The organism is Paraburkholderia sp. J41 (assembly GCF_905220235.1).
GTDB lineage: Bacteria > Pseudomonadota > Gammaproteobacteria > Burkholderiales > Burkholderiaceae > Paraburkholderia.
Map to the genome: position 1 here is coordinate 213,874 of NZ_CAJMZE010000001.1, position 19,900 is coordinate 233,773.

At 66.9% G+C, this 19,900-nt stretch carries 16 protein-coding genes and 1 pseudogene; 11 read left to right on the forward strand and 6 right to left on the reverse strand.

Going from position 1 to position 19,900, the window contains the following annotated elements:
• Nucleotides 1-84 precede the first annotated feature (84 nt).
• The 3 genes from U5805_RS00965 to U5805_RS00975 all read left to right on the forward strand — a co-directional run bounded on the left by U5805_RS00965 (nt 85) and on the right by U5805_RS00975 (nt 3,811).
• Nucleotides 85-1,086 (forward strand): autoinducer 2 ABC transporter substrate-binding protein, encoded by a 1,002-nt coding sequence (locus U5805_RS00965; RefSeq protein ID WP_322101554.1) that lies wholly within the window; start codon nt 85-87, stop codon nt 1,084-1,086.
• A gap of 63 nt (nt 1,087-1,149) precedes the next feature.
• On the forward strand, nt 1,150-2,697 hold the full coding sequence (locus U5805_RS00970; protein ID WP_322101555.1) for a sugar ABC transporter ATP-binding protein: 1,548 nt from the start codon (nt 1,150-1,152) through the stop codon (nt 2,695-2,697).
• Between the two features lie 88 nt (nt 2,698-2,785).
• Entirely contained in the window at nt 2,786-3,811 is a 1,026-nt protein-coding gene (locus U5805_RS00975) for an ABC transporter permease (RefSeq protein ID WP_322101730.1), read from the forward strand.
• A gap of 27 nt (nt 3,812-3,838) precedes the next feature.
• Here U5805_RS00975 and U5805_RS00980 read toward each other — a convergent pair whose 3' ends face one another.
• Nucleotides 3,839-4,567, reverse strand: coding sequence for a DeoR/GlpR family DNA-binding transcription regulator (locus U5805_RS00980; RefSeq protein WP_322101556.1), 729 nt, complete (start codon nt 4,565-4,567; stop codon nt 3,839-3,841).
• Between the two features lie 347 nt (nt 4,568-4,914).
• Between U5805_RS00980 and U5805_RS00985 the strand changes: the two genes are divergently transcribed.
• Complete coding sequence (locus tag U5805_RS00985) at nt 4,915-6,012, forward strand: aromatic ring-hydroxylating dioxygenase subunit alpha (protein ID WP_322101557.1); 1,098 nt, start codon at nt 4,915-4,917, stop codon at nt 6,010-6,012.
• On the opposite strand, the gene U5805_RS00990 is transcribed toward U5805_RS00985, so the two are convergent.
• Both U5805_RS00990 and U5805_RS00995 read right to left on the reverse strand, forming a co-directional pair.
• Nucleotides 6,009-6,449 (reverse strand): DUF1801 domain-containing protein, encoded by a 441-nt coding sequence (locus tag U5805_RS00990; RefSeq protein WP_322101558.1) that lies wholly within the window; start codon nt 6,447-6,449, stop codon nt 6,009-6,011. The two genes, U5805_RS00985 and U5805_RS00990, sit on opposite strands and share 4 nt — an antisense overlap.
• Nucleotides 6,450-6,522: 73 nt before the next feature.
• Nucleotides 6,523-9,732: an EAL domain-containing protein gene (locus tag U5805_RS00995; protein WP_322101559.1), complete on the reverse strand. Its 3,210-nt coding sequence runs from the start codon at nt 9,730-9,732 to the stop codon at nt 6,523-6,525.
• Nucleotides 9,733-10,236: 504 nt separating this feature from the next.
• On the opposite strand from U5805_RS00995, the gene U5805_RS01000 reads away from it, so the two are divergent.
• From U5805_RS01000 to U5805_RS01020, 5 genes are all read left to right on the forward strand, one after another.
• The gene (locus tag U5805_RS01000) at nt 10,237-10,905 is read left to right on the forward strand and encodes a glutathione S-transferase (protein WP_322101560.1); all 669 of its coding nucleotides are present in this window, start codon (nt 10,237-10,239) and stop codon (nt 10,903-10,905) included.
• 262 nt (nt 10,906-11,167) lie between these two features.
• Nucleotides 11,168-12,091 (forward strand): LysR family transcriptional regulator, encoded by a 924-nt coding sequence (locus U5805_RS01005; protein ID WP_322101561.1) that lies wholly within the window; start codon nt 11,168-11,170, stop codon nt 12,089-12,091.
• A 308-nt stretch (nt 12,092-12,399) separates the two neighbouring features.
• Complete coding sequence (locus U5805_RS01010) at nt 12,400-13,497, forward strand: nitronate monooxygenase (RefSeq protein WP_322101562.1); 1,098 nt, start codon at nt 12,400-12,402, stop codon at nt 13,495-13,497.
• Between the two features lie 482 nt (nt 13,498-13,979).
• Nucleotides 13,980-14,888, forward strand: a complete 909-nt coding sequence (locus U5805_RS01015; protein WP_322101563.1) for a TauD/TfdA family dioxygenase — start codon at nt 13,980-13,982, stop codon at nt 14,886-14,888.
• A 17-nt stretch (nt 14,889-14,905) separates the two neighbouring features.
• Entirely contained in the window at nt 14,906-15,178 is a 273-nt protein-coding gene (locus tag U5805_RS01020; RefSeq protein ID WP_322101741.1) for a hypothetical protein, read from the forward strand.
• Here U5805_RS01020 and U5805_RS01025 read toward each other — a convergent pair.
• Nucleotides 15,091-15,581 (reverse strand): annotated as a pseudogene (locus tag U5805_RS01025) (dihydrolipoyl dehydrogenase); the annotation flags it as partial. The gene U5805_RS01020 and the pseudogene U5805_RS01025 sit on opposite strands and share 88 nt — an antisense overlap.
• 13 nt (nt 15,582-15,594) lie before the next feature.
• The gene (locus tag U5805_RS01030) at nt 15,595-16,509 is read right to left on the reverse strand and encodes a LysR family transcriptional regulator (protein WP_322101564.1); all 915 of its coding nucleotides are present in this window, start codon (nt 16,507-16,509) and stop codon (nt 15,595-15,597) included.
• 103 nt (nt 16,510-16,612) lie between these two features.
• On the opposite strand from U5805_RS01030, the gene U5805_RS01035 reads away from it, so the two are divergent.
• Nucleotides 16,613-17,524 (forward strand): DMT family transporter, encoded by a 912-nt coding sequence (locus U5805_RS01035; RefSeq protein ID WP_322101565.1) that lies wholly within the window; start codon nt 16,613-16,615, stop codon nt 17,522-17,524.
• A gap of 101 nt (nt 17,525-17,625) precedes the next feature.
• Nucleotides 17,626-18,999, forward strand: a complete 1,374-nt coding sequence (locus U5805_RS01040) for an LLM class flavin-dependent oxidoreductase (protein WP_322101566.1) — start codon at nt 17,626-17,628, stop codon at nt 18,997-18,999.
• Nucleotides 19,000-19,070: 71 nt separating this feature from the next.
• Here the strand turns inward: U5805_RS01040 and U5805_RS01045 are convergent, their stop codons facing one another.
• Nucleotides 19,071-19,898, reverse strand: a complete 828-nt coding sequence (locus U5805_RS01045; protein WP_322101567.1) for a MetQ/NlpA family lipoprotein — start codon at nt 19,896-19,898, stop codon at nt 19,071-19,073.
• Nucleotides 19,899-19,900 lie beyond the last annotated feature (2 nt).

Sequence of the window (19,900 nt, forward strand, 5' to 3'; positions counted from 1 at the left end):
GTTTCCAGTGCAAGGCGGACGTCGAGCCTCGGGGGTCCGCCGCCATCCAATTCGGGGCGATTGCCAAAAAACGGAGACAACGACATGAAACTCAAGCGACTCAGCGCGGCACTCACGGCTTGCGCGCTTGCGGGCGGCCTCGTGGCCGCGGCGCACGCGGCGGACCAGACCATCGTGACCGTGGTGAAGGTCACGGGCATTAGCTGGTTCAATCGCATGGAAGAAGGCGTGAAGGAATTCGGCAAGGACAACCCCGGCGTGACGGTGTATCAAACCGGGCCGGGCCGCGCCGACGCCGCGCAGCAGCTCAAGATCATCGACGACCTGATCGCGAAGAAGGTGAGCGCGATCGCCGTGGTGCCCTACGACCCGCCCACGCTCGAACCGGCGCTGAAGAAGGCGATGGATCGCGGCATCAAGGTGGTCACGCACGAAGCCGACAACGAGAAGAACACCATGGTCGACGTCGAGGCGTTCGACAACTCGGCGTACGGCGCGGCGCTCAACGACCGGCTGGGCGCGTGCATGCACGACGAAGGCAAGTGGGCGACGCTGGTGGGCTCGCTCGGCAGCCGTTCGCAGGTGCAATGGGCCAACGGCGGCATCGACAACGCAAAGAAGAAGTTCCCGAAGATGCAGCTCGTGGAAACGAATCTGGAAACCAACAACGACGGCGAGCGCGCGTATGAAGTCGCGAAGGAAGTGCTGCGCAAGCATCCCGACCTCAAGGGCTTCCAGGGGTCTTCGTCGCTGGACGTGATCGGCATTGGCCGCGCGGTGGAGGAGGCGGGCCTGCAAGGCAAGATTTGCGTGTACGGCACGGGCCTGCCGACGGAAGCGGGCAAGTACCTCGAAAGCGGCGCGATCAACGGCATCGCCTTCTGGGACCCGAAAACGGCCGGCATGGCGATGAACAAGATCGCGAAGATGCTGCTCGACGGCAAGACCGTGGAGAACGGCGCGAATCTCGGCCTGCCGGGCTACGAGAAGGTCACGGTCTCCAAGGGTCCGGGCAAGGGCATCATCGTGCGCGGCCAGGGCTGGGTGAGCGTCGACAAGTCGAACTACAAGCAATACAACTTCTGATCGGAGCGAAGCGGCGCGCGTCACGGGTTTGAGCGTGGCGCGGCGCGCGCCGCGTGGAATGCGATGAGTGAAAACATGGCGGCATCGGAACCGTTGTTGCAGGTGCTCGACGTACACAAGCGCTTCACGGGCGTGTACGCGCTGCGCGGCGTGACGCTCACGTTCGAGCGCGGGCAGATTTATCACCTGCTCGGCGAAAACGGCTGCGGCAAGAGCACGCTCATCAAGATCATCTCGGGCGCGCAGCCGCCCGACGAAGGCGAACTCGTGATCGACGGCGCGCGGCACGCGCAGCTCTCGCCGCTCGAGTCGCTGGCGGCCGGCATCGAAACGGTCTATCAGGATCTTTCGCTGCTGCCGAACCTGAGCGTGGCCGAAAACGTGGGCTTGACGACGGAACTCGCGGAACACGCGGGGCGTCTCGCGCGCACCTTCGACCGCCACGCGCTCGCGCGCACGGCCGCGCGCGCGCTCAAGGCCGTGGGCCTGCCCGGCGACGCCGACTTCCAGGCCACGCTGATCGAACAATTGCCGCTCGCGACGCGCCAGCTCGTGGCCATCGCGCGCGCCATCGCGAGCGAGGCGAAGTTCGTCATCATGGACGAACCCACCACGTCGCTCACGCAAAAGGAAGTGACCAACCTGATCGCCGTGCTCGGGCAGTTGCGCGCGCAGGGCGTGACCGTGCTGTTCGTGAGCCACAAGCTCGACGAGTGCTATGCGATCGGCGGCGAAGTGATCGTGCTGCGCGACGGCCAGAAAGTCACGCAAGGGCCGATCGCCGATTACACCAAGGCGCAGTTGAGCGAACTGATGACGGGACGCCAGCTTTCCACCGAGCGCTACCGCACGGAGGAACCCGGCGCCGGGTCCGGCCGCGACGTGCTGCTCGACGTGCGCGGCCTCGGCCGCGCGGGCCAGTTCCGCGACGTGTCGTTCACGCTGCATCGCGGCGAGATTCTGGGCATTACCGGTTTGCTCGATTCGGGCCGCAACGAACTCGCGCGCGCGCTCGCGGGCGTGGCCGCCGCCGACAGCGGCGAAGTCGTGCTCGACGGCGGCGCGATCAAGCTCGCCACGCCTGGCGACGCCAAGCGCGCGCGCATCGGCTACGTGCCCGAAGACCGCCTGAACGAAGGGCTATTTCTCGACAAGCCGATTCGCGACAACGTGATTACGGCGATGATCTCGAGCCTGCGCGACCGCTTTGGCCAGATCGACCGTGCTCGCGCCCGCGCGCTCGCCGAAGAGACGGTCAAGGAATTGCAGATCGCCACGCCGAGCGTGGACAAGGCCGTGCAGTCGCTTTCGGGCGGCAACCAGCAGCGCGTGCTGATCGGCCGCTGGCTCGCCATCGACCCGCGCGTGCTGATTCTGCATGGCCCGACCGTGGGCGTGGACGTGGGCTCGAAGGACATCATCTATCGCATCATGCAGCGGCTGTCGCAGCGCGGCATCGGCATTTTGCTCGTGAGCGACGACTTGCCCGAATTGCTGCAAAACTGCGACCGCGTGCTGATGATGCGCAAGGGGCGCGTTGCCGAAGCGCATCGCGCCGAAGGGCTCACCGAGGCGCAGTTGTATCGTGCGCTGCTTGCCGAAGCCGCTTGACCGCACTGCCGAACACACTACCGACCGCATTGCCGACCGCACTGCCGATTGCCCGAACGATCGCACGACCGCCATGAACCCTACGACCATGCCATCCACCTCCACCCCCGCCGAAGCCGCGCGCGAGACGCTGCCGCTCAACTGGCGCGCGAAGCTCGCACGCAATCCCGAGTGGTTCACGGCCACGCTGATCGTCATCACCTGCGTGATCGTGGCGTCGATCAACCCGCGCTTCTTCCAGTGGGCGACGCTGTTCGACCTGCTGCATTCGGCCACCACGACTTCGCTTTTCGCGCTGGGAACGCTCGTGGTGCTGGCTTCGGGCGGCATCGACGTATCGTTCACGGCCATCGGCGCGTTCACCATGTACGCCATCACCAAGGCGGTGTTCGCATGGTGGCCCGACGCGCCGTTCGTGCTCATTCTGCTCACGGGCGCGCTGGGCGGCATCGTGCTGGGCGTCGTCAACGGGCTGCTCGTGGACCGCTTGCAGGCGCCTTCGCTGATCGTCACCATCGGCACGCAGTATCTGTATCGCGGCTTGCTGCTGACCTTCGTCGGCACCACGTTCTTCATGAACATCCCGCACAGCATGGACCGCTTCGGCCGCTATGCGCTCATCGCCTACAAGACCGCCGACGGCCTCAACGCGGTGCTGCCCGTTTCGGCCGTCGCGCTCGTGGCGGGCGCGGCGCTCACCTGGTGGCTGCTCAATCGCACGATGATGGGCCGCGCCGTCTATGCGATGGGCGGCAGCACGGCCATCGCGGAGCGGCTGGGCTTCAACCTGCGCGCGATCCGCCTGTTCGTGTTCGGCTATACGGGGTTTCTCGCGGGCGTGGCCGGCATCCTGCACGTGTCGAACAACCGGCTCGCCAATCCGTTCGATCTCGTGGGTTCGGAACTCGACGTGATCGCGGCCGTCATTCTGGGCGGCGCGCGCATCACGGGCGGCAGCGGCACCGTGGCGGGCACGCTGCTGGGCGTGGCGCTCGTCACGCTCATCAACAACGTGCTGATTCTCGTGGGCGTGCCGAGCACGTGGCAAAAGGTGATCGTGGGCGCGTTCATTCTCGTGGCCGGCACGCTGTTCGCGCTGCGCCGCCGGAGCTGAAAACACCGCGTTTGCGCGCGCTCGAATTCAGGCGCTGCGTTCGCGCAGCGCCTGGCCTTTTTCGGTGATGACGGAAGCGAAGGCGTCCACCTGCGAGAAACGCCACGCTTTCACGACGTTGTACTTGCTCGCGTCCACCACCAGATGACTTTCCACGGCGCTTGCCATCGCGGCCTGCTTGAGCGCGACTTCGTGGAAGTTCCAGCACGTCACGCCGCGCGCGGCATCCACGCCGCCCGCCGATATGAACGCCTTGTTGATGCCCATGCGGCGCAGCGTTTCCAGACTTTCCTCGCCCGAGAACGAGTCCGACGAAGGCACGTACACGCCGCCCAGCAGAATCATGCGCACGTTGGGCATGTGCCGCAAGATTTCGGCGACGTTGAGCGAATAGCACACGGCCGTGATTTGCAGATGCGCGGGAATGAGGCGCGCGAGCGCGGCGAGCGTGGTGCCGCAATCAATGAACACGGTGTCGTTCTGCGCGATGAGCCGCGCCGCATGCGCGGACGCTTGCGCCTTCGCCTGCGCGAAATGATCTTTCTCGTGTTCGAGCGAATAGCCCGCGGAATTGGGCACGTCGTCGGCGCTGACGATATAGCCGCCCAGATAGGTAAAGCGTTCGGGATTCGCGCCGATGTCGCGGCGCACGGTCATTTCGGAAACGCCGAGCAACGCGGCCGCATCGCGCAGATGCATGACGTTGTGTTTCGCGAGCGCCTCGGCGAGGGCGCGCAGCCGGTCGGGTTTTGCCATGCGGGTGTGCCGGGGAGTGGAGCTTCGGCAGGCGATGATGCCGCGCGCGCCGGAAGTTAGATTTATTTCGTCGGTGTGATCGGATTATAACAAGCAAGCTTGCGCGCCGTCACCCGCAAGGTGCGCCGATGCGGGCGGCACGGAAATTGCGCAGTCGCCCCGCCCAACCGCCGCAGGGTTTGGCGCGGTACCCGGCGCGTGCCGTGATCCAGTACCATATGGCGAAACTCGGGCCGACCCGGGCCAACCCAGGGCCAACCCGCGACCGCTTTTGCATGACCCCCGGGGAGCGAACCGCTTCCCGCTGCGCCTGTTTCCGGGCCCGCTAGACTTTGGAGAGATCTCGCATGCGCGCAATGCCTTTCCGTGACGGCTTAACGATCGAATCGCCGGTGCGCGACCTTCGCCGTGTTCCCATTCACCCTGACAACTGGTACCCGCTCGCCTGGTCGCGCGAGGTCAAGACCGGCAAGACCTTGGGCGTTCACTATGCGGGCGAGCCGATCGTGCTGTTCCGCACCGCGTCCGGCAACGTTCACGCGCTGGAGGACCGTTGCGCGCACCGGCAGGTGCCGCTGCATGCGGGCGTGGTGGACGGCGAGGGGCTGCGCTGCGGCTATCACGGCTGGACCTACGACTGCTCGGGCCAATGCGTGGACGTGCCGTATCTGGGCCGCGAGCGCTTGCCCAACGGCGTGCGCGCCTATCCGTGCAAGGAAGCGCACGGCATGATCTTCGTGTTTCCCGGCGACGCCACGCTCGCGGAGTCGCGCGCGCTGCCCGAACTGCCCGCGCTCACCGACAAGGCGTTCAAGACGCGCCGTTTCGGCAAGCCGGTGAAGTGCCACTATTCGTTCATGCACGAAAACCTGATGGACATGAACCATCAGTTCCTGCACCGCAAGCAGATGGGCCAGATGCGCGCGCGCTCGCTCGGGCGGCGTCGCGGCGATAGCTGGGTCGAGGTCGATTACGTGTTCGAGCGCGAGCAGGGCAAGCAGCCCGCGGGCGAGGCGCTGGTGTTCGGTTCGAGCAAGAACCGCTCGGACCAGGGCGGCAAGAGCGTGATGACGATCCGCACGGAATATCCGTATCAAACGCTGCGGATTCGCTCCGACGAAGGCACGCTCGTGATGGACCTCTGGATCATCTACGTGCCGCTCGACGCGCAGCAGCGCACCAATCGCACGTTCGGCCTGCTTTCGGTGCGCAAGCCGTCGTTCCCGTTCGCGCTCGATCTCGCGTGGCCGCTGCTCGTGTGGTTCACGGAGCGCATCTTCAAGGAAGACCGCGACATCGTCGAAATGGAGCAGGCCGCGCACGACGCGCAGGGCGCCGACTGGAACCACGAAGTGTTCCCGGTCATCAACGACTTGCGCGACGTGCTGCGCAATTGCGGCGCGCGCACGGTGATCCCGATTCGCGAAGTCAGCGACGTGGCTTAAACGCCGCGCGATTTCGCGGTTTTTCCGGCCACGCCCGTCTTTTTGGCGGGCGTTGTCTTGCCGGCTTTCGCTTTGGCCTTCGACCGGTTCCATTCGATGGCCGTGCGCACGAGCCGCGTCAGCGCGGGCGCATTCACCTCGTCGCCTTCGAGAAAGTCGATGGCGCGCCGCGCGTTGCCTTCCAGCCCCGCGTTGAACAGCTTGTCCGTGTCCGCGAGGCTCGCGCCGTGCGCGAACGTGAGCTTGACCTTGCCCTGATGCGCGTTGGCGACGGCGATCATGCCGTCGCAGTACCACACGGGGCTGCCCATGTACTTCCATTCCTCCACGACGGCCGCGTCGGCTTCGAGCACGGCGCGGCGCACGGCGGCGAAGGTGTCGCGCCGCCAGTCGCCGAGTCCCGCGACGAGTTCGTCGATGCGTTGCGAAGCGTTCATGGCGTCTCCTGGTTTTTAGCAGCGTAATTTAACACCGGCGCCGCAGCGCAACCTCGACGCCACCGTCGACGCATCAAACCAGATCGCCCTCCGCGAGCGCCGCGTCGCGCGAGCGCATCCATTCGGTGAGCGCCTCGTGCGGCAGCGGCGTTGCGTAGAGAAAGCCCTGCAACTCGTCGCAACCGAGGCGGCGCAGCGCATCGGCTTCGTGTTCCTGCTCCACGCCTTCGGCCACCACGCGCAAGCCCAGTTCGTGACCCAGTTCGACGATGGCGCGAATCACCGCGAGATCGGCGGGCGCGTTGAGGCGGCCATGCACGAACGCGCGGTCGATCTTGAGCCGGTCGAGCGGATAGCGGTGCAGATAGCTCAGGCTCGAATAGCCGGTGCCGAAGTCGTCGAGCGAAAGCTTCACGCCCAGCGCGCGAATCTGCTGGATGGCGTCGAGCGAATGGCCGCCGCTTTCCATCAGCACGGTTTCGGTGATCTCGAGTTCGAGGCTGCCCGCGTCCACGCCGTGCGCGGCGAGACTTCGGCGCAGATGCGCGACCAGTTGCTCGTCGTCGCGCAACTGCACCGCCGAAAGATTGATCGACACGCGCATGGCCGGCAAGCCCGCCGCGCGCCAACGCGCGATCTGGCGGCACGCTTCCTCGATCACCCACGCGCCGATCGGCAGGATCAAACGCGTTTCCTCGGCGATGGGGATGAAGTCGGAAGGCGGCACGAGACCGAGTTGCGGGTGTTGCCAGCGCAGCAGCGCCTCCACGCTCATCAGCTCGCCGCTGGACGCGTCCACGCACGGCTGGTACGCGATCCACAGTTCGCCGTGTTCGACCGCCGTGCGCAAATGCGCTTCGAGTTCGAGCCGGTGGCGCGTGTTTTCCGCCATGTCGGGCGAGAAGAACTTCACGAGATTGCGGCCGCTCGACTTCGCGCGATACATGGCCGCGTCGGCGTTCTGCATGAGCGTTTCGATGGTTTCGCCGTCCTGCGGATACATGGCGATGCCGATGCTGCACGCGACCTGCAACGTCATTCCGCCGATGCTGTGCGGTTCGCGCACGAGCGGCAGCAGACGTTCGTCGATCAGGCGCGCCACGTCGCTGCTGCCGCCCGCGCCCGAGAGCAGCACCGTGAATTCGTCGCCGCCGAGGCGGCTCACCGTGTCGCCCGCGCGCACCGATTGCAGCAGCCGCCGCGAGACCGAGCGCAACAGGCCGTCGCCCGCGTGATGGCCGAGCGTGTCGTTGATGTCCTTGAAGCGGTCGAGGTCGATGAACAGCACGGCGAGCCGCCCGCGCGTTTGCCGCGCGTGGTCGATGGCGGCGCCCAGGCGCTTCGTGAACAACGCGCGATTGGGCAGTTCGGTGAGCACGTCGTGCTCCGCGAGAAACTGGATGCGCGCCTCGCTTTTCTTGCGGTCGGTGATGTCGATGAGCGTGCAGATGTAGTGCGACACGCTCGCGCGCTTGTCGCGCACGGCGCTGATCATGAGCCACGCGGGATAGTCGCCGCCCGCGCGCCGCCGCACCACGGCTTCGCCGTTCCAGACGCTCGAAATGTCGACGAGTTCCGCGAGCTGCGCCATCAACGGGCCGCCGCTCGTGGAGGCCACCACGAAGTCGGGCAGCGTGCCGCACACGTCTTCGGCGCGATAGCCGGTGGCGCGGTAGAACGAGGCGTTCGCGGTGAGCAGGCGGCGGTTCTGGTCGAGAATCAGAATGGCCTCCGACGAGGCTTCGAACACCTTCGCCCACAGTTCGAGCCGCTGCTCCATGAGCTTGATCTGGTTGATCGGCGTGAACGCGGTGAGCACGGCGTCGCGGCCCTGGAACGTGAGGCGCCGCGCGGAGAGCATGGCCCACGTGGGTTCCTCGCTCGCCATCCAGCGCACTTCGAATTCGTCGACGGCGTCGCGATCGGAAAGCTGCTGGAAAAAGCGCGCGCGCACTGCCGAATCGAGGCCGGTGGCCCAAGGGTCCGAGGTGCAGCCGTTGAGCCAGTAGAGCGCCGGATGATTCGCGTGCAGCACTTCGTGGCCGGGCACGGCGGTGACCATCATCGGCACGGGCGTGGCTTCGACGAGCGCATGCTGCGCGGCCGAGGCGCGCGCCGTGGCGGCGAGTTCCTTCTGCACGTCGCGTTCGCGGTCGAGCTGCATGAGCATGTCGTTGAAACCGGTCACGAGCTGGCCGATCTCGTCCTGGCTGTGCCACGTGGCGCGCACGCCGTGGTCGCCCGTGCGCCGCACCTTGTCCATCACGCGCGCGAGTTCGCGCAGCGGCCGCGAGATTTGCTGCGCGACGAGATAGACCATCGAAAGAATCCCGCACAGCAGCGACAACGCGGTGCCCAGATGCAGCCACATGCGCGAGAAGAGGCCGCGCACGCGCGCGTGCAGCAGCGTGTCGAGTTCGGCGCCGGTGGCGCGCCAGGCGTCGCCCACGCGCGCGACCAGCGCGGCGTGCGCGGCCTGGGCGGCGGCGCGGCTCGCGGCGTCGCCGCCCGCTTGCGCGACGACGGTGCGCGCGGCTTCGCGATACGTTTCCACCGCATTGAGCAGGTTGGCGATCGGCATGGCGAGCGCGAGCTTCACGTCCTCGTTGGCCGCGCCCGCCTCGGCGAAGTCGGAGCGCAGGCCCTGCGAAACGGCGTCGAGCTGGCCTTCGAGCACGAGGTAGCGCGTGCTGAGATCGCGGCGCGTTTGCGGGTCGTCGCTGCCTTCGCGCAGCCGCTCGCCGATGCCGTTCACCGCTTCGAGCAGCGCCGGATAGCGCAGGATGGAAAGCGACATCGAGTAATAGCTGTCGAGGTCGGGGTCGAGAATCAGATTCGACTGGTTGCCCACGCGCGTGATGAGTTCGCGGCAGGCTTCGAGCGCCGCGCTCACGGCGGCGGGCGAGGGCGGCTGGTGCGCTTTCGAGGCGGCGACGAGCGCGCCCAGCGTGCGGCGCACGTGCGCGTTGAGTTCCTCGCTTTGCAGGTTCGCGCCGTACTGCGCCTCGGCTGTCGCGAGCGCCGCGTTCATCTGCACGAGTTGCGGCGCGTCCACGCGCGCGCTCGCGCCGCTCATGGCGACGTCGATCAGCGCATCGCGCACCGCGCCGAGATACGCATTGCCAATAATCTCTTTCTGCGAGAAGTCAATCGAAATATATTTCTCGTGAATCAGAATGCCGCTGATATAGACCACCGCGCTGAGATCGAGCAGATAAATCAGCAACAGTTTGCGCCCGACCCGCAAACGTCCCAGCAGCCGGAAAAATAGATTGTGTTTCATCGCTCGCGCCATAACGACACCATGAATTACGCCGCATTCCAGAACTAAAACTCGACGCGCCCGAAGGGAGCGGCCCATGCAAAAGCCCACTCGACATTGGCGTAACGGCAGCCTTTATCGCGAACTTTAGCGCGCCCTTCGATATTCCCTGCGCTGACGCGCGCTTTCGTCGCCGTGGTGCGCCATGCACCGTTATGGAGCGGTAAAAACGGGCGGAATATTCGACGGCGGTTAATCGTCATGGCGATTTAAACCGCTTAGCCGCGCGGCGTCATTTAATCAGGATGGCAAATTAATACGGCGCCGCGAAAACATTGCAAACGCCATGGCAAATGCGCCGCCTGCGCATGCCGCGTGCGCTGAACGCCGGATTCGATGTTTTCGTCTAAACGCCGCGAAATATCGCAAACGGCCGCAAAACAGGCCGCGAAAAATTGACGCTCGGGACAGCCTTGCCGCATAGTGCCAGCTCTTATTCACCGCACCCTGTTTCCGGCGCCGATCATGCTGACCGTCCATCATCTGAACAATTCGCGCTCGCAGCGCGTGCTGTGGCTGCTCGAGGAGCTTGGCGTTCCCTACGAGATCCAGCGTTACGAGCGCGATCCGCAAACCCTGCTCGCGCCGCCCGCGCTGCGCCGCATTCACCCGCTCGGCAAGTCGCCCGTGATCGTGGACGACGGGCAAACGGTGGCGGAGTCGGGCGCCATCATCGAATATCTGCTGCACAAATACGACGGCGAAGGCCGCTTTGCGCCCACCGCCGGTGCGCCCGATTGGCTGCGCTTTCGCTACTGGATGCATTACGCGGAAGGCTCGGCCATGCCGCCGCTGCTGCTCAAGCTCGTGGCGCTGCGCATCGCGAGCGCGCCGATGCCGTTCTTTGCCAAACCCATCGCGCGCAAGATTTCCCAGACGCTGCAAGCGAGTTTCGTCGATCCGCAATTGAAGCTGCATCTCGGCTTTATCGACGACGAATTGAAAAAGACCGGCTGGTTCGTCGGCAACGAGTTCAGCGCGGCCGACATTCAAATGAGCTTTCCGCTCGAAGCCGCGAGTTCGCGCGGCGCGGACGCTTCGCTCACCGCCATCGCCGGCTTTCTCGCGCGTATTCACGCGCGGCCCGCCTACCAGCGCGCGCTGGAGCGCGGCGGCAAGTACGACTACGCGTGATGCGCGCACGGTAACGTGCCGCGTTGCGTTGCGTTGCGTTGCGTTGCGTTGCGTTGCGTTGCGTTGCGTTCAGGGCCGGGTACGGCCGCGTTGCGTCGAGGAAGCCGAATCGCGGTTCGGCACAGCGTCACGGCACAGCGTCACGGCACAGCGTCATGGCGCACCGCCGATGAATCCGGCCCGGTGAGTTCGCTGCGCGCGCGCCTGCAATTCCGCTACCATCGTCGCGGCATTCACTCATCGCGCCGCGAGCGCGCACGCAATGGATCGAATCGACGCCATGAAGGTTTTCGTCGCCGCGCTCGACGAGGGCAGTCTCGCGGGCGCGGGCCGGCGGCTCGGCCGTTCGCCCGCGGCGGTGAGCCGCGCGATTGCGTTTCTGGAAGCGCACACGGGCACGCCGCTGCTCTACCGCACCACGCGCACGATTCGCCTGAGCGATGCGGGCGAGCGTTACGCGCTCGCGTGCCGCCGCATTCTCGCCGACCTGGAGGAAGCCGACCTGCTTGCCGCCAACGAGCGCTCCGCGCCGCGCGGGCTGCTTGGCGTGACGGCCGCCGTGGCCGTGGGCGAAGCGGTGCTGCGGCCGATGGTCGAGGCATTCATCGACCGCAATCCGGAAGTGTCGATCCGGCTGCATCTGCTCGACCGGCCCGTGAGCCTGATCGACGAAGGCATCGACATCGCGCTGCGCATCGCGCATTTGCAGGACTCGACGCTCGTGGCGCTGCCCGTGGGGTCGGTGCGGCGCATCGTGGCCGCTTCGCCCGACTATCTGGCCGCGCATCCGCCCATCAAGACGCCCGCCGATCTCGCGCGCCATTCGATCATTTCGATGACGCACTTCGGCATCGACTCGTGGGCGTTTCCGGCGGCGGGCAGAAGCGCGCTGCCGCAGGTCGTGCAGTTTTCGCCGCGCATGGTCGTCAACACCGTGCGCGCGGCGGTGGCTTCGGCGGTGGAAGGGCGCGGCGTGACGCGGCTCTTTTCCTATCATGTTGCCGAGCAGGTCAAGGCCGGGCGGCTGAAGATCGTGCTGCGCGACAACGAACACGCGCCGCTGCCGGCCAATCTCGTCACGCCGCACGGCAGGCTTTCGGTGCCGAAGGTGCGCGGTTTCGTCGATTTCGCGGTGCCGAGGCTGCGCGAGTTCTTCGAGGAAGCGTGGCGCATCACCGACGAATGACGTTTTCCGGCAGGCACCGCCTGCGCGCGCCATTCGTTCGATTTTCGAAAGAATAGCGCCGGCAATACGGCGATTCTGCCGACGAGCGATTTTATCTGGACTGATTCCGGTGTTCGGCAGGTGCGCTTCAAAGCATCGCGTGCAGCAGTCGTCATGCAGCAAGTTCTTTCCAGGCCGCCCGCGTTCTTCAACGTCCGGCGCAGCATGCTCGCCCGCGCGGGCGCGCCGCGCGCGGCGTCGTGGCCGGTTCGGCGGACAATGGCGATTCGCGGCGCGAACGGGCGCCACGCATCCGGAGGAAAGGCAACATGAGCATTCAGGCAAACGGCGGCGCGCTGCTGCGCGCGCTCGGCATCCACAAGCCGATCATTCAGGCGCCGATGGCGGGCGTGAGCACGCCGGCGCTGGCGGCGGCGGTTTCGAACGCGGGGGCGCTCGGCTCGCTCGGGCTGGGCGCGATGAACGCGCAAACCGCGCGCAAGACGATTCGCGAAACGCGCGAGCTGACCGGCAAGCCCTTCAACGTCAATCTGTTCTGCCATCGCCCGGCCACGCCCGACGCGGCCGTGGAACGCGCGTGGCTCGACTGGCTCGAACCGGCGTTTCGCCAGTACGGCGCGACGCCGCCGCAAAAGCTCGCGGAAATCTACACGAGCTTTGTCGCCGATGACGCGATGCAGGCGATGCTGCTCGAGGAGCGGCCCGCCGTGGTGAGCTTTCACTTCGGCTTGCCGCCCGACGCCGTGATCGGCGCGCTCAAGCGCGCGGGCGTCGTGCTGCTCGCGTGCGCGACCAATCTGGACGAGGCGCAGGCAGCCGTGGAAGCGGGCGTGGATGCGCTCGTCGCGCAAGGCGCCGAGGCGGGCGGCCATCGCGGCACGTTCGACGCCACGGCGCGCGACGACCGGCTCGGCACGTTCGCGCTCACGCGTCTTCTGGTCGAAAACTTCGAAGTGCCGGTGATCGCGGCGGGCGGCGTCATGGACGGCGCGGGCATTGCCGCCGCGCTCGCGCTGGGCGCGCAGGCCGCGCAGTTGGGCACGGCGTTCGTGGCGTGCCCGGAAACGGCGATCGACGACGGTTATCGCCGCGCCTTGCTCGGCGACGCGGCGCGCAGCACGGCCTTCACCGCCGCGATTTCGGGGCGCGTGGCGCGCAGCCTCGCGAATCGCTTCACGGCGCTCGGCGAGCGGGCGGACGCGCCGCGCCCGCCCGCGTATCCGATCGCCTACGACGCCGGCAAGGCGCTGAACGCGGCCGCGAAGGCGCGCGGCGAATTCGGCTACGGCGCGCAATGGGCGGGGCAAGCCGCGGCGCTGGCGCGTGCGCTGCCCGCCGCCGAACTCGTCGCGCAACTGGAGCGCGAGGCGCGCGCGAGCATCGCGGCGCTGCAATCGGCATGGTGAGCGGGCGCGGGCGTAGGTAAAGGCGTGTCGGCGGCCGCGAGCGCCGCGTCTGCCGACGCTGTGCCGATGTCGCGGCGCTGCTGTGTCGCTGCCGTGTCGCTTCCGTGTCGATATCGTGTAGATGTCGTGCCGATGTTGTGCCGATGTTGTGCCGATGCCGTGAGCCTCGAAGCGACGAGTCGCAACCGGCACCGCGCCGGGACCGGCGACTTCTTTCGATAACTCACGCCATGACCTCGCTGACGTGAGGCTTTTCGGCCGCGCTTGCCTGCCGAATCGACGCTTTCGATGCGACCGGCTACAGGCACGTGGCCGCCGGTTCGAACGCTCGCCGTGGCCAGGCGTCTTGCACGCGCGGAACGCGTCCGTACGCCATAGCGACGCCGTTATGACTTCAGCGGATAAACGTATGGGATTTGCTTCGTTGCCAGCCCGCGTGGGCGCGCGTAGATTGAGCCGATCGTTCTCAGGAAGGTTTTCGCGTGACCACGACCGCTCTACACCCCGCACCCGCCGCGCGCGAGCCGCGCGCCGGCCGTCAACGCTTCGAGATTCGCGCGCTCGACGCGCCGCTCGGCGCCGAAGTGATCGGGCTCGATCTCGCCTGCGCGCTCGACGCGGACGACTTCGCGCGCCTGCATCGCGCGCATCTCGATCATCATGTGCTCGTGTTTCGCGACCAGCGCATCACGCCCGCCGAGCAGGTCGCGTTCAGCCGCCGCTTTGGGCCGTTGCAGATTCATGTGCTGCATCAATTCGCGCTGGCGGGCCATCCCGAAGTGCTGATCGTGTCGAACATCGTCGAAAACGGCCAGCCGATCGGGCTCGGCGACGCGGGCCATTTCTGGCATTCGGACCTTTCGTACAAGGAGAAGCCGAGCCTCGGCTCGTTCCTGCATGCGCAGGAGTTGCCCGCGGAAGGCGGCGACACGCTGTTCGCCAACATGCATCTCGCGTGGGACACGCTGCCCGCGCATTTGCGCGACGCGGTGAAGGACTTGCGCGCCGAACACACCTATCTCGCGCGTTATGCGGAGTTGCAGGCGCGCAGCCCGTGGCGGCCGAATCTTTCGGCGGAACAGATCGCGCAGGTGAAGCCCGTGCAGCATCCGGTCGTGCGCAGGCACCCGGAAACGGGCCGCAAGGCGTTGTTCGTGAGCGAGCACTTCACCACGCGCATCGTGGGCTTGCCCGAGGACGAAAGCCGCGCGCTGCTCGACGAACTGTTCGCGCATAGCGTGCGCGAGGCGCATCTTTATCGGCATGTCTGGCGCGAACACGATCTGGTGTTCTGGGACAACCGCTCGCTCATGCATCTCGCGGGCGGCACGCCCGATCATTTGCGACGCAAGCTGTATCGCACGACGATCGAGGGCGACGTGCCGGTTTGATCGCGCGTCGGTGAAGCGTGGGTTATGCGTTGTCACGCGTTGGTTGCGCGTGCAACGACACGCGCGGCGCAACACGCGCAGCCCGGGCACGCTATGCCGCGTCCACCACGATCTTTTCCGCCGCCGTGCCGTCGCCCCAGCGCGGCATGATCGAGCGCGACGGGATCGAACGGGCCGTCGTACTGGCCGAGCACGCGTGCCTTCATGACGGCGTTATCGTTCGCGGGCTCGACAGTTTCGCGGCGGCGTCGCGCAACGCGGTGCGCAAGCCTTCTTCCACCACGGGGTGAAAGAACGGCATCGCGAGCATGTCGTCCACGCTCAGGCGCATTTGCACGCTTCACGCGGGCAGATGGCCGATAGGCTCGGCCGCCGGCCCGAACCATTCGGCGCCCGCAAAGCGGCGCGTGACGCGATCCACGTACACGTGGCCCAAGCGCTGATTCTTGAGCATGACGCGGCGGCGGCCCTGATCGGCGAAACTTGCCTCGCCGGTGACGAACGCGCCTTCCCGAAAGTCTCGCGAAGCGTTTGACGATCCTGCCCGACCATGGCGATCCGCGGATCGGAAAAAACGATCGCAAGCGGCGCGCGCCGCGCGACCGGCTCCACGGCGGGAAAACGCGCGGCGTTGCGGCCGGCGTTGCGGCCGTCGTCGGCGGCTTCGTGCAGCAGCGGATGGCGCCGGTTCGCGCCGGGCGAGCGCTCACTCCGCAATGCGCTCGCCGAGCCAGTCGATCAGCGCGCGCACCTTGGGCGGCAGGAAGCGGTTGGGCGGATAGAGCATCCACACGGGGCCGCTGTAGGCGCGCGGTTCGAGCGACCACTCCGGCAGCACGCGCACGAGCAGGCCGTCGCGCAGCGCGTCGGCGGCCGCGAATTCGGGCAGGCTCGCTATGCCCCAGCCGTCGAGCGCCGCGTCGCGCCGCGCGTTGACGTCGTTGGCGCTGTAGCGGCCGCTCACTTCGACGGTGTGCGCGCGTGCGCCGCGCCGGAACAGCCAGCGGTTGTCGTCGGCGCTTTCGCCGAGGCAAAGGCAGTCGTGCCGCGCGAGATCCCTGGGGTGCCGCGGCGTGCCGCGCCCGCGCAGATAAGCCGGCGCGGCGCACGGCATCCAGTGCAGCGCGCCCAGGCGCCGCGCGGCCAGCCCCGGCGGCGGCGCGGGCGTCGGGCGGATCACCACGTCGACGTGATCGCGCAGCGGGTCCACGTCGCGGTCGGTGAAAAGCAGTTGCACGTCCACTTCCTCGTAAGCGCGCAGAAAACCGGCGATCAGCGGATGCACCACGGTCTGGGCGAACGAAATGGGGGCGCTCACGCTCACGCGGCCGTGCGGGCGCTCGTTCAGGCGGCTCGCGGCTTCGGCCGCGCTGGCCGCCGCGCCGAGCATGTCGGCGCTGTGCCGGTACACCTGGGCGCCCGCTTCCGTGAGCCGCAAGCTGCGCGTGGAGCGTTCGAGCAGACGGGTGCCGAGCGCGCGTTCGAGCCGCTGCATCTGGCGGCTCACCGTGGAAGGCGTGCTGCCGAGCTGGCGGGCCGCGAGCGAGAAATTGCCGGCTTCGGCCACGCGCGCGAAGGTGGCGAGATCGGGCAGCAAAGGCAGGAGATCGGTGGGATTCATTTGTGCATTGCCGACATAGATGATGTTCCGATGAACCGGATTATCGCTTCGAGTGCAATGCCGGACAATGTGCCGAAGCCATCTTCTTTTCTCTCCCGCCGCCATGCTCACGTTCCTCCGCTCACCTCGCACCATCGACGCCCTGCTCGTGGCCGTCGCTTTCATCTGGGGCACGAGTTACGGCGTCGTCAAGGGCGCGTTGCTCTCGTATTCCGTGCTCGGCCTGCTGGCGCTGCGCTTCGGCCTGACGTTCGTGCTGCTCTCGCCCGCGTTGGGCGCGCTTTCGCGCGTGCGCTGGCGCGACCGGCTGGGCGTGCTGGGCGCGGGCGTGCTGCTGCTCGGCATTTTTCTCGCGGAAACCTTCGGCGTGTCGCTCACGCGCGCGTCGAACGCGGCGTTCCTCATCAGCCTGTGCGTCGTATTCACGCCGCTCGTCGAATGGGCGTGGCTGCGGCGCGCGCCGCGCGCGCTGGAGTGGGGCGCGGCGGGCGTCTCGATGGCCGGCGCGTTCTTGCTGACCGGCGGCCATTTCGCGGCCGGCGCGGGCGACTGGCTCGTGGTGCTGGCCGCGCTGCTGCGCGCGCTCACGAGCTGCGCCGTCAAGCGCGCGATGCATGCGGGCGCGGTGCCGCCGCTCGCGGTCACGGCGGTGCAGGCGGGCGTCGTGGCGGTCGGTTGCGCGGCGCTCGCGCTTACGGTCGCGCCCGCGCAGTGGCAGCCGCTGCCCGCGTGGCACGGTCACGCCGCGTTCTGGTGGAGCGTGATCTGGCTCGTGGCGGGCTGCACGCTGTTCGCCTTCTTCGTGCAGAACTATGCGATGAGCCGCAGCAGCCCCACGCGCGTCGCGCTGCTGATGGGCAGCGAGCCCGTGTTCGGCGCGTTGTTCGCGCTGGTGTGGCTCGGCGAGCGCCTGACGCTGGCGGCGTGGGTCGGCGGCCTGCTGATCGTTGCGGCGTCGGTTCTGGCGCTGGAGCGCGCGCCGCGCACGGCGGCACGGGCGAGCGCGAGCGCGTAGCGCGCTTCATCGGGAAAGCGCATATGCAATCGCGAATTAACTGGTAGGGGATTGCCGCGCGCGCTGTTCCAATGGCAGACGACCTGGCATGGAGCATGGCAATGGCGCAACCGAACAAGCAGATTCTGCTCAACGCGTTCAACATGAATTGCGTGGGCCATATCAACCACGGTTTGTGGACGCACCCGCGCGACCGCTCGACCGACTATCGCACGCTCGCGTACTGGACCGACCTCGCGCGCACGCTCGAACGCGGCCTGTTCGACGGACTGTTTCTCGCCGATATCGTGGGCGTGTACGACGTTTATCGACGTAACGTGGACGTCACGCTGCGCGAGTCGATCCAGTTGCCCGTGAACGATCCCACGCTGCTCGTGCCCGCGATGGCGGCCGTCACCGCGCATCTGGGCTTCGGCGTGACCGTGAATCTCACCTACGAGCAGCCGTATCTGCTCGCGCGGCGCTTTTCCACGCTCGATCACCTCACGAACGGGCGCATCGGCTGGAACATCGTCACCGGCTATCTGGACAGCGCCGCGCGCGCGATGGGGCTGGAGCAGCAATGGCCGCACGACGAACGCTACGAGCGCGCCGACGAATACCTGGAAGTCCTCTATAAATTGTGGGAGGGCAGTTGGGAAACGGGCGCCGTGCGGCGCGACAAGGCCGCGCGCGTGTTCGCCGATCCCGCGAAGCTGCATCGCGTGGCGCACGCGGGCCGCTATTACCGCGTGGACGGCTATCATCTCGCCGAGCCTTCGCCGCAACGCACGCCGGTGCTGTTTCAGGCGGGCAGTTCGGGGCGCGGCCAGCGCTTCGCCGCGCGTCATGCCGAGTGCGTGTTCATCTCGCCGCCGAACCGCGCGGCGGCGCGCGAAACGGTGCGCGCGCTGCGCGAGCAGCTCGTGCAGGCGGGCCGCCGCCCCGACGACGTGAAGGTGTTCGTGGGCGCGGCGGTCGTGCCCGGCGCGACGGAGCGCGAAGCGCGCGAGAAGTACGCGGATTACCGGCAGTATGCGAGCCGCGAGGCGGGCCTCGCGCACTTCGCTTCGAGCACCGGCATCGACTACGCGCAATACGATCTGGACGCGCCCGTCGATTACGCGCCCGGCAATGCGATCGAATCGGCCGCGCGCACGGCGAAACAGCACGGCTGGACGCGCCGCAAGCTGCTGGAAATGTTCGAGCTGGGCGGGCGTTATCCGGCCATCGTCGGCAGCGCCGCGCAGGTTGCCGACGAATTGCAGGCGTGGATCGACGAAACCGGCGTGGACGGCTTCAACCTGAGCCGCACCGTGGTGCCCGAAAGCTACGAAGATTTCGTCGATCTCGTGATTCCCGAGCTTCAGTCGCGCGGCCTCTACAAGACGCAGTACGCGCCAGGCACGCTGCGCGAAAAACTCTTCGGCGAAGCGCCGGTGCTTCCCGAACGTCACGCGGGCGCGAGCTTTCGCCGGGTGACGGAACCCGTGTGATACAGAAAAGGCCATTGATTCGTTATCCGAATCAACGGCCTTTTTCTGTCCGGCGCTTCGCGCGCGCGAGCTTACTGCTGCGGCGCGTCCTTCCAGGCGGGCAGCGTCGCGCCGTGATAGACGGACAGAATCTCCGTCGCCACGTTGGCTTGCTGATAGCTTTGCACGAGCGTATGCACCCACGGCGCATTCGCGTCCTTCTCGTTGACGGCGATGAAGTTGCGATACGGATTGCCCGGCACCTTCTCCTGCGCGATACGGTCCTGCGGAATCTTGATGCCGGCCTTCACGGCCCAGTCGGTGTTGATCACGGCGGCGTCCACGTCGTCGATCGAACGGCCCACGATGCCCGCGTCGAGTTCCTTGATGCGGAGTTGCTTCGGATTCCTCGCGATGTCGCGCGCGGTGGGCAACAGGCCCACGTCGCCGCGCAGCGTGAGCAGGCCCAGCGACTGAAGCAGCAGCAGCGAGCGGCCTTCGTTGCTCGGATCGTTGGGCACGGCAACCGTGGCGTTCAGCGGCAGGTCCGCAACCGACTTCACCTTGTGCGAATAAAGGCCGATCGGCTGCACGTAGGTGAAGCCCACGGGCACGATCTTGTAGCCGCGCGCCTTCACCTGCGCGTCCAGATAAGGCTTGTGCTGAAACGAATTGGCGTCGAGATCGTGCTCGGAAAGCGCCTCGTTCGGCTGCGTGTAGTCGCCGAAGGTGGTCACCTTGACCGTCACGCCATGCTTCGCGGCGTTGGCGGCGACCACGCGCCACACGTCCTCGTCCTCGCCCGACATGATGCCCACGCGCACGGTCTGATCCGCCGCGCAGGCGAGCGGCGCGGCCGCGAATGTCACGCCCAGCGCGAGCGTGCCGAGCAGGGTGGCGAGCAGTTTTCTTTTATTCATGG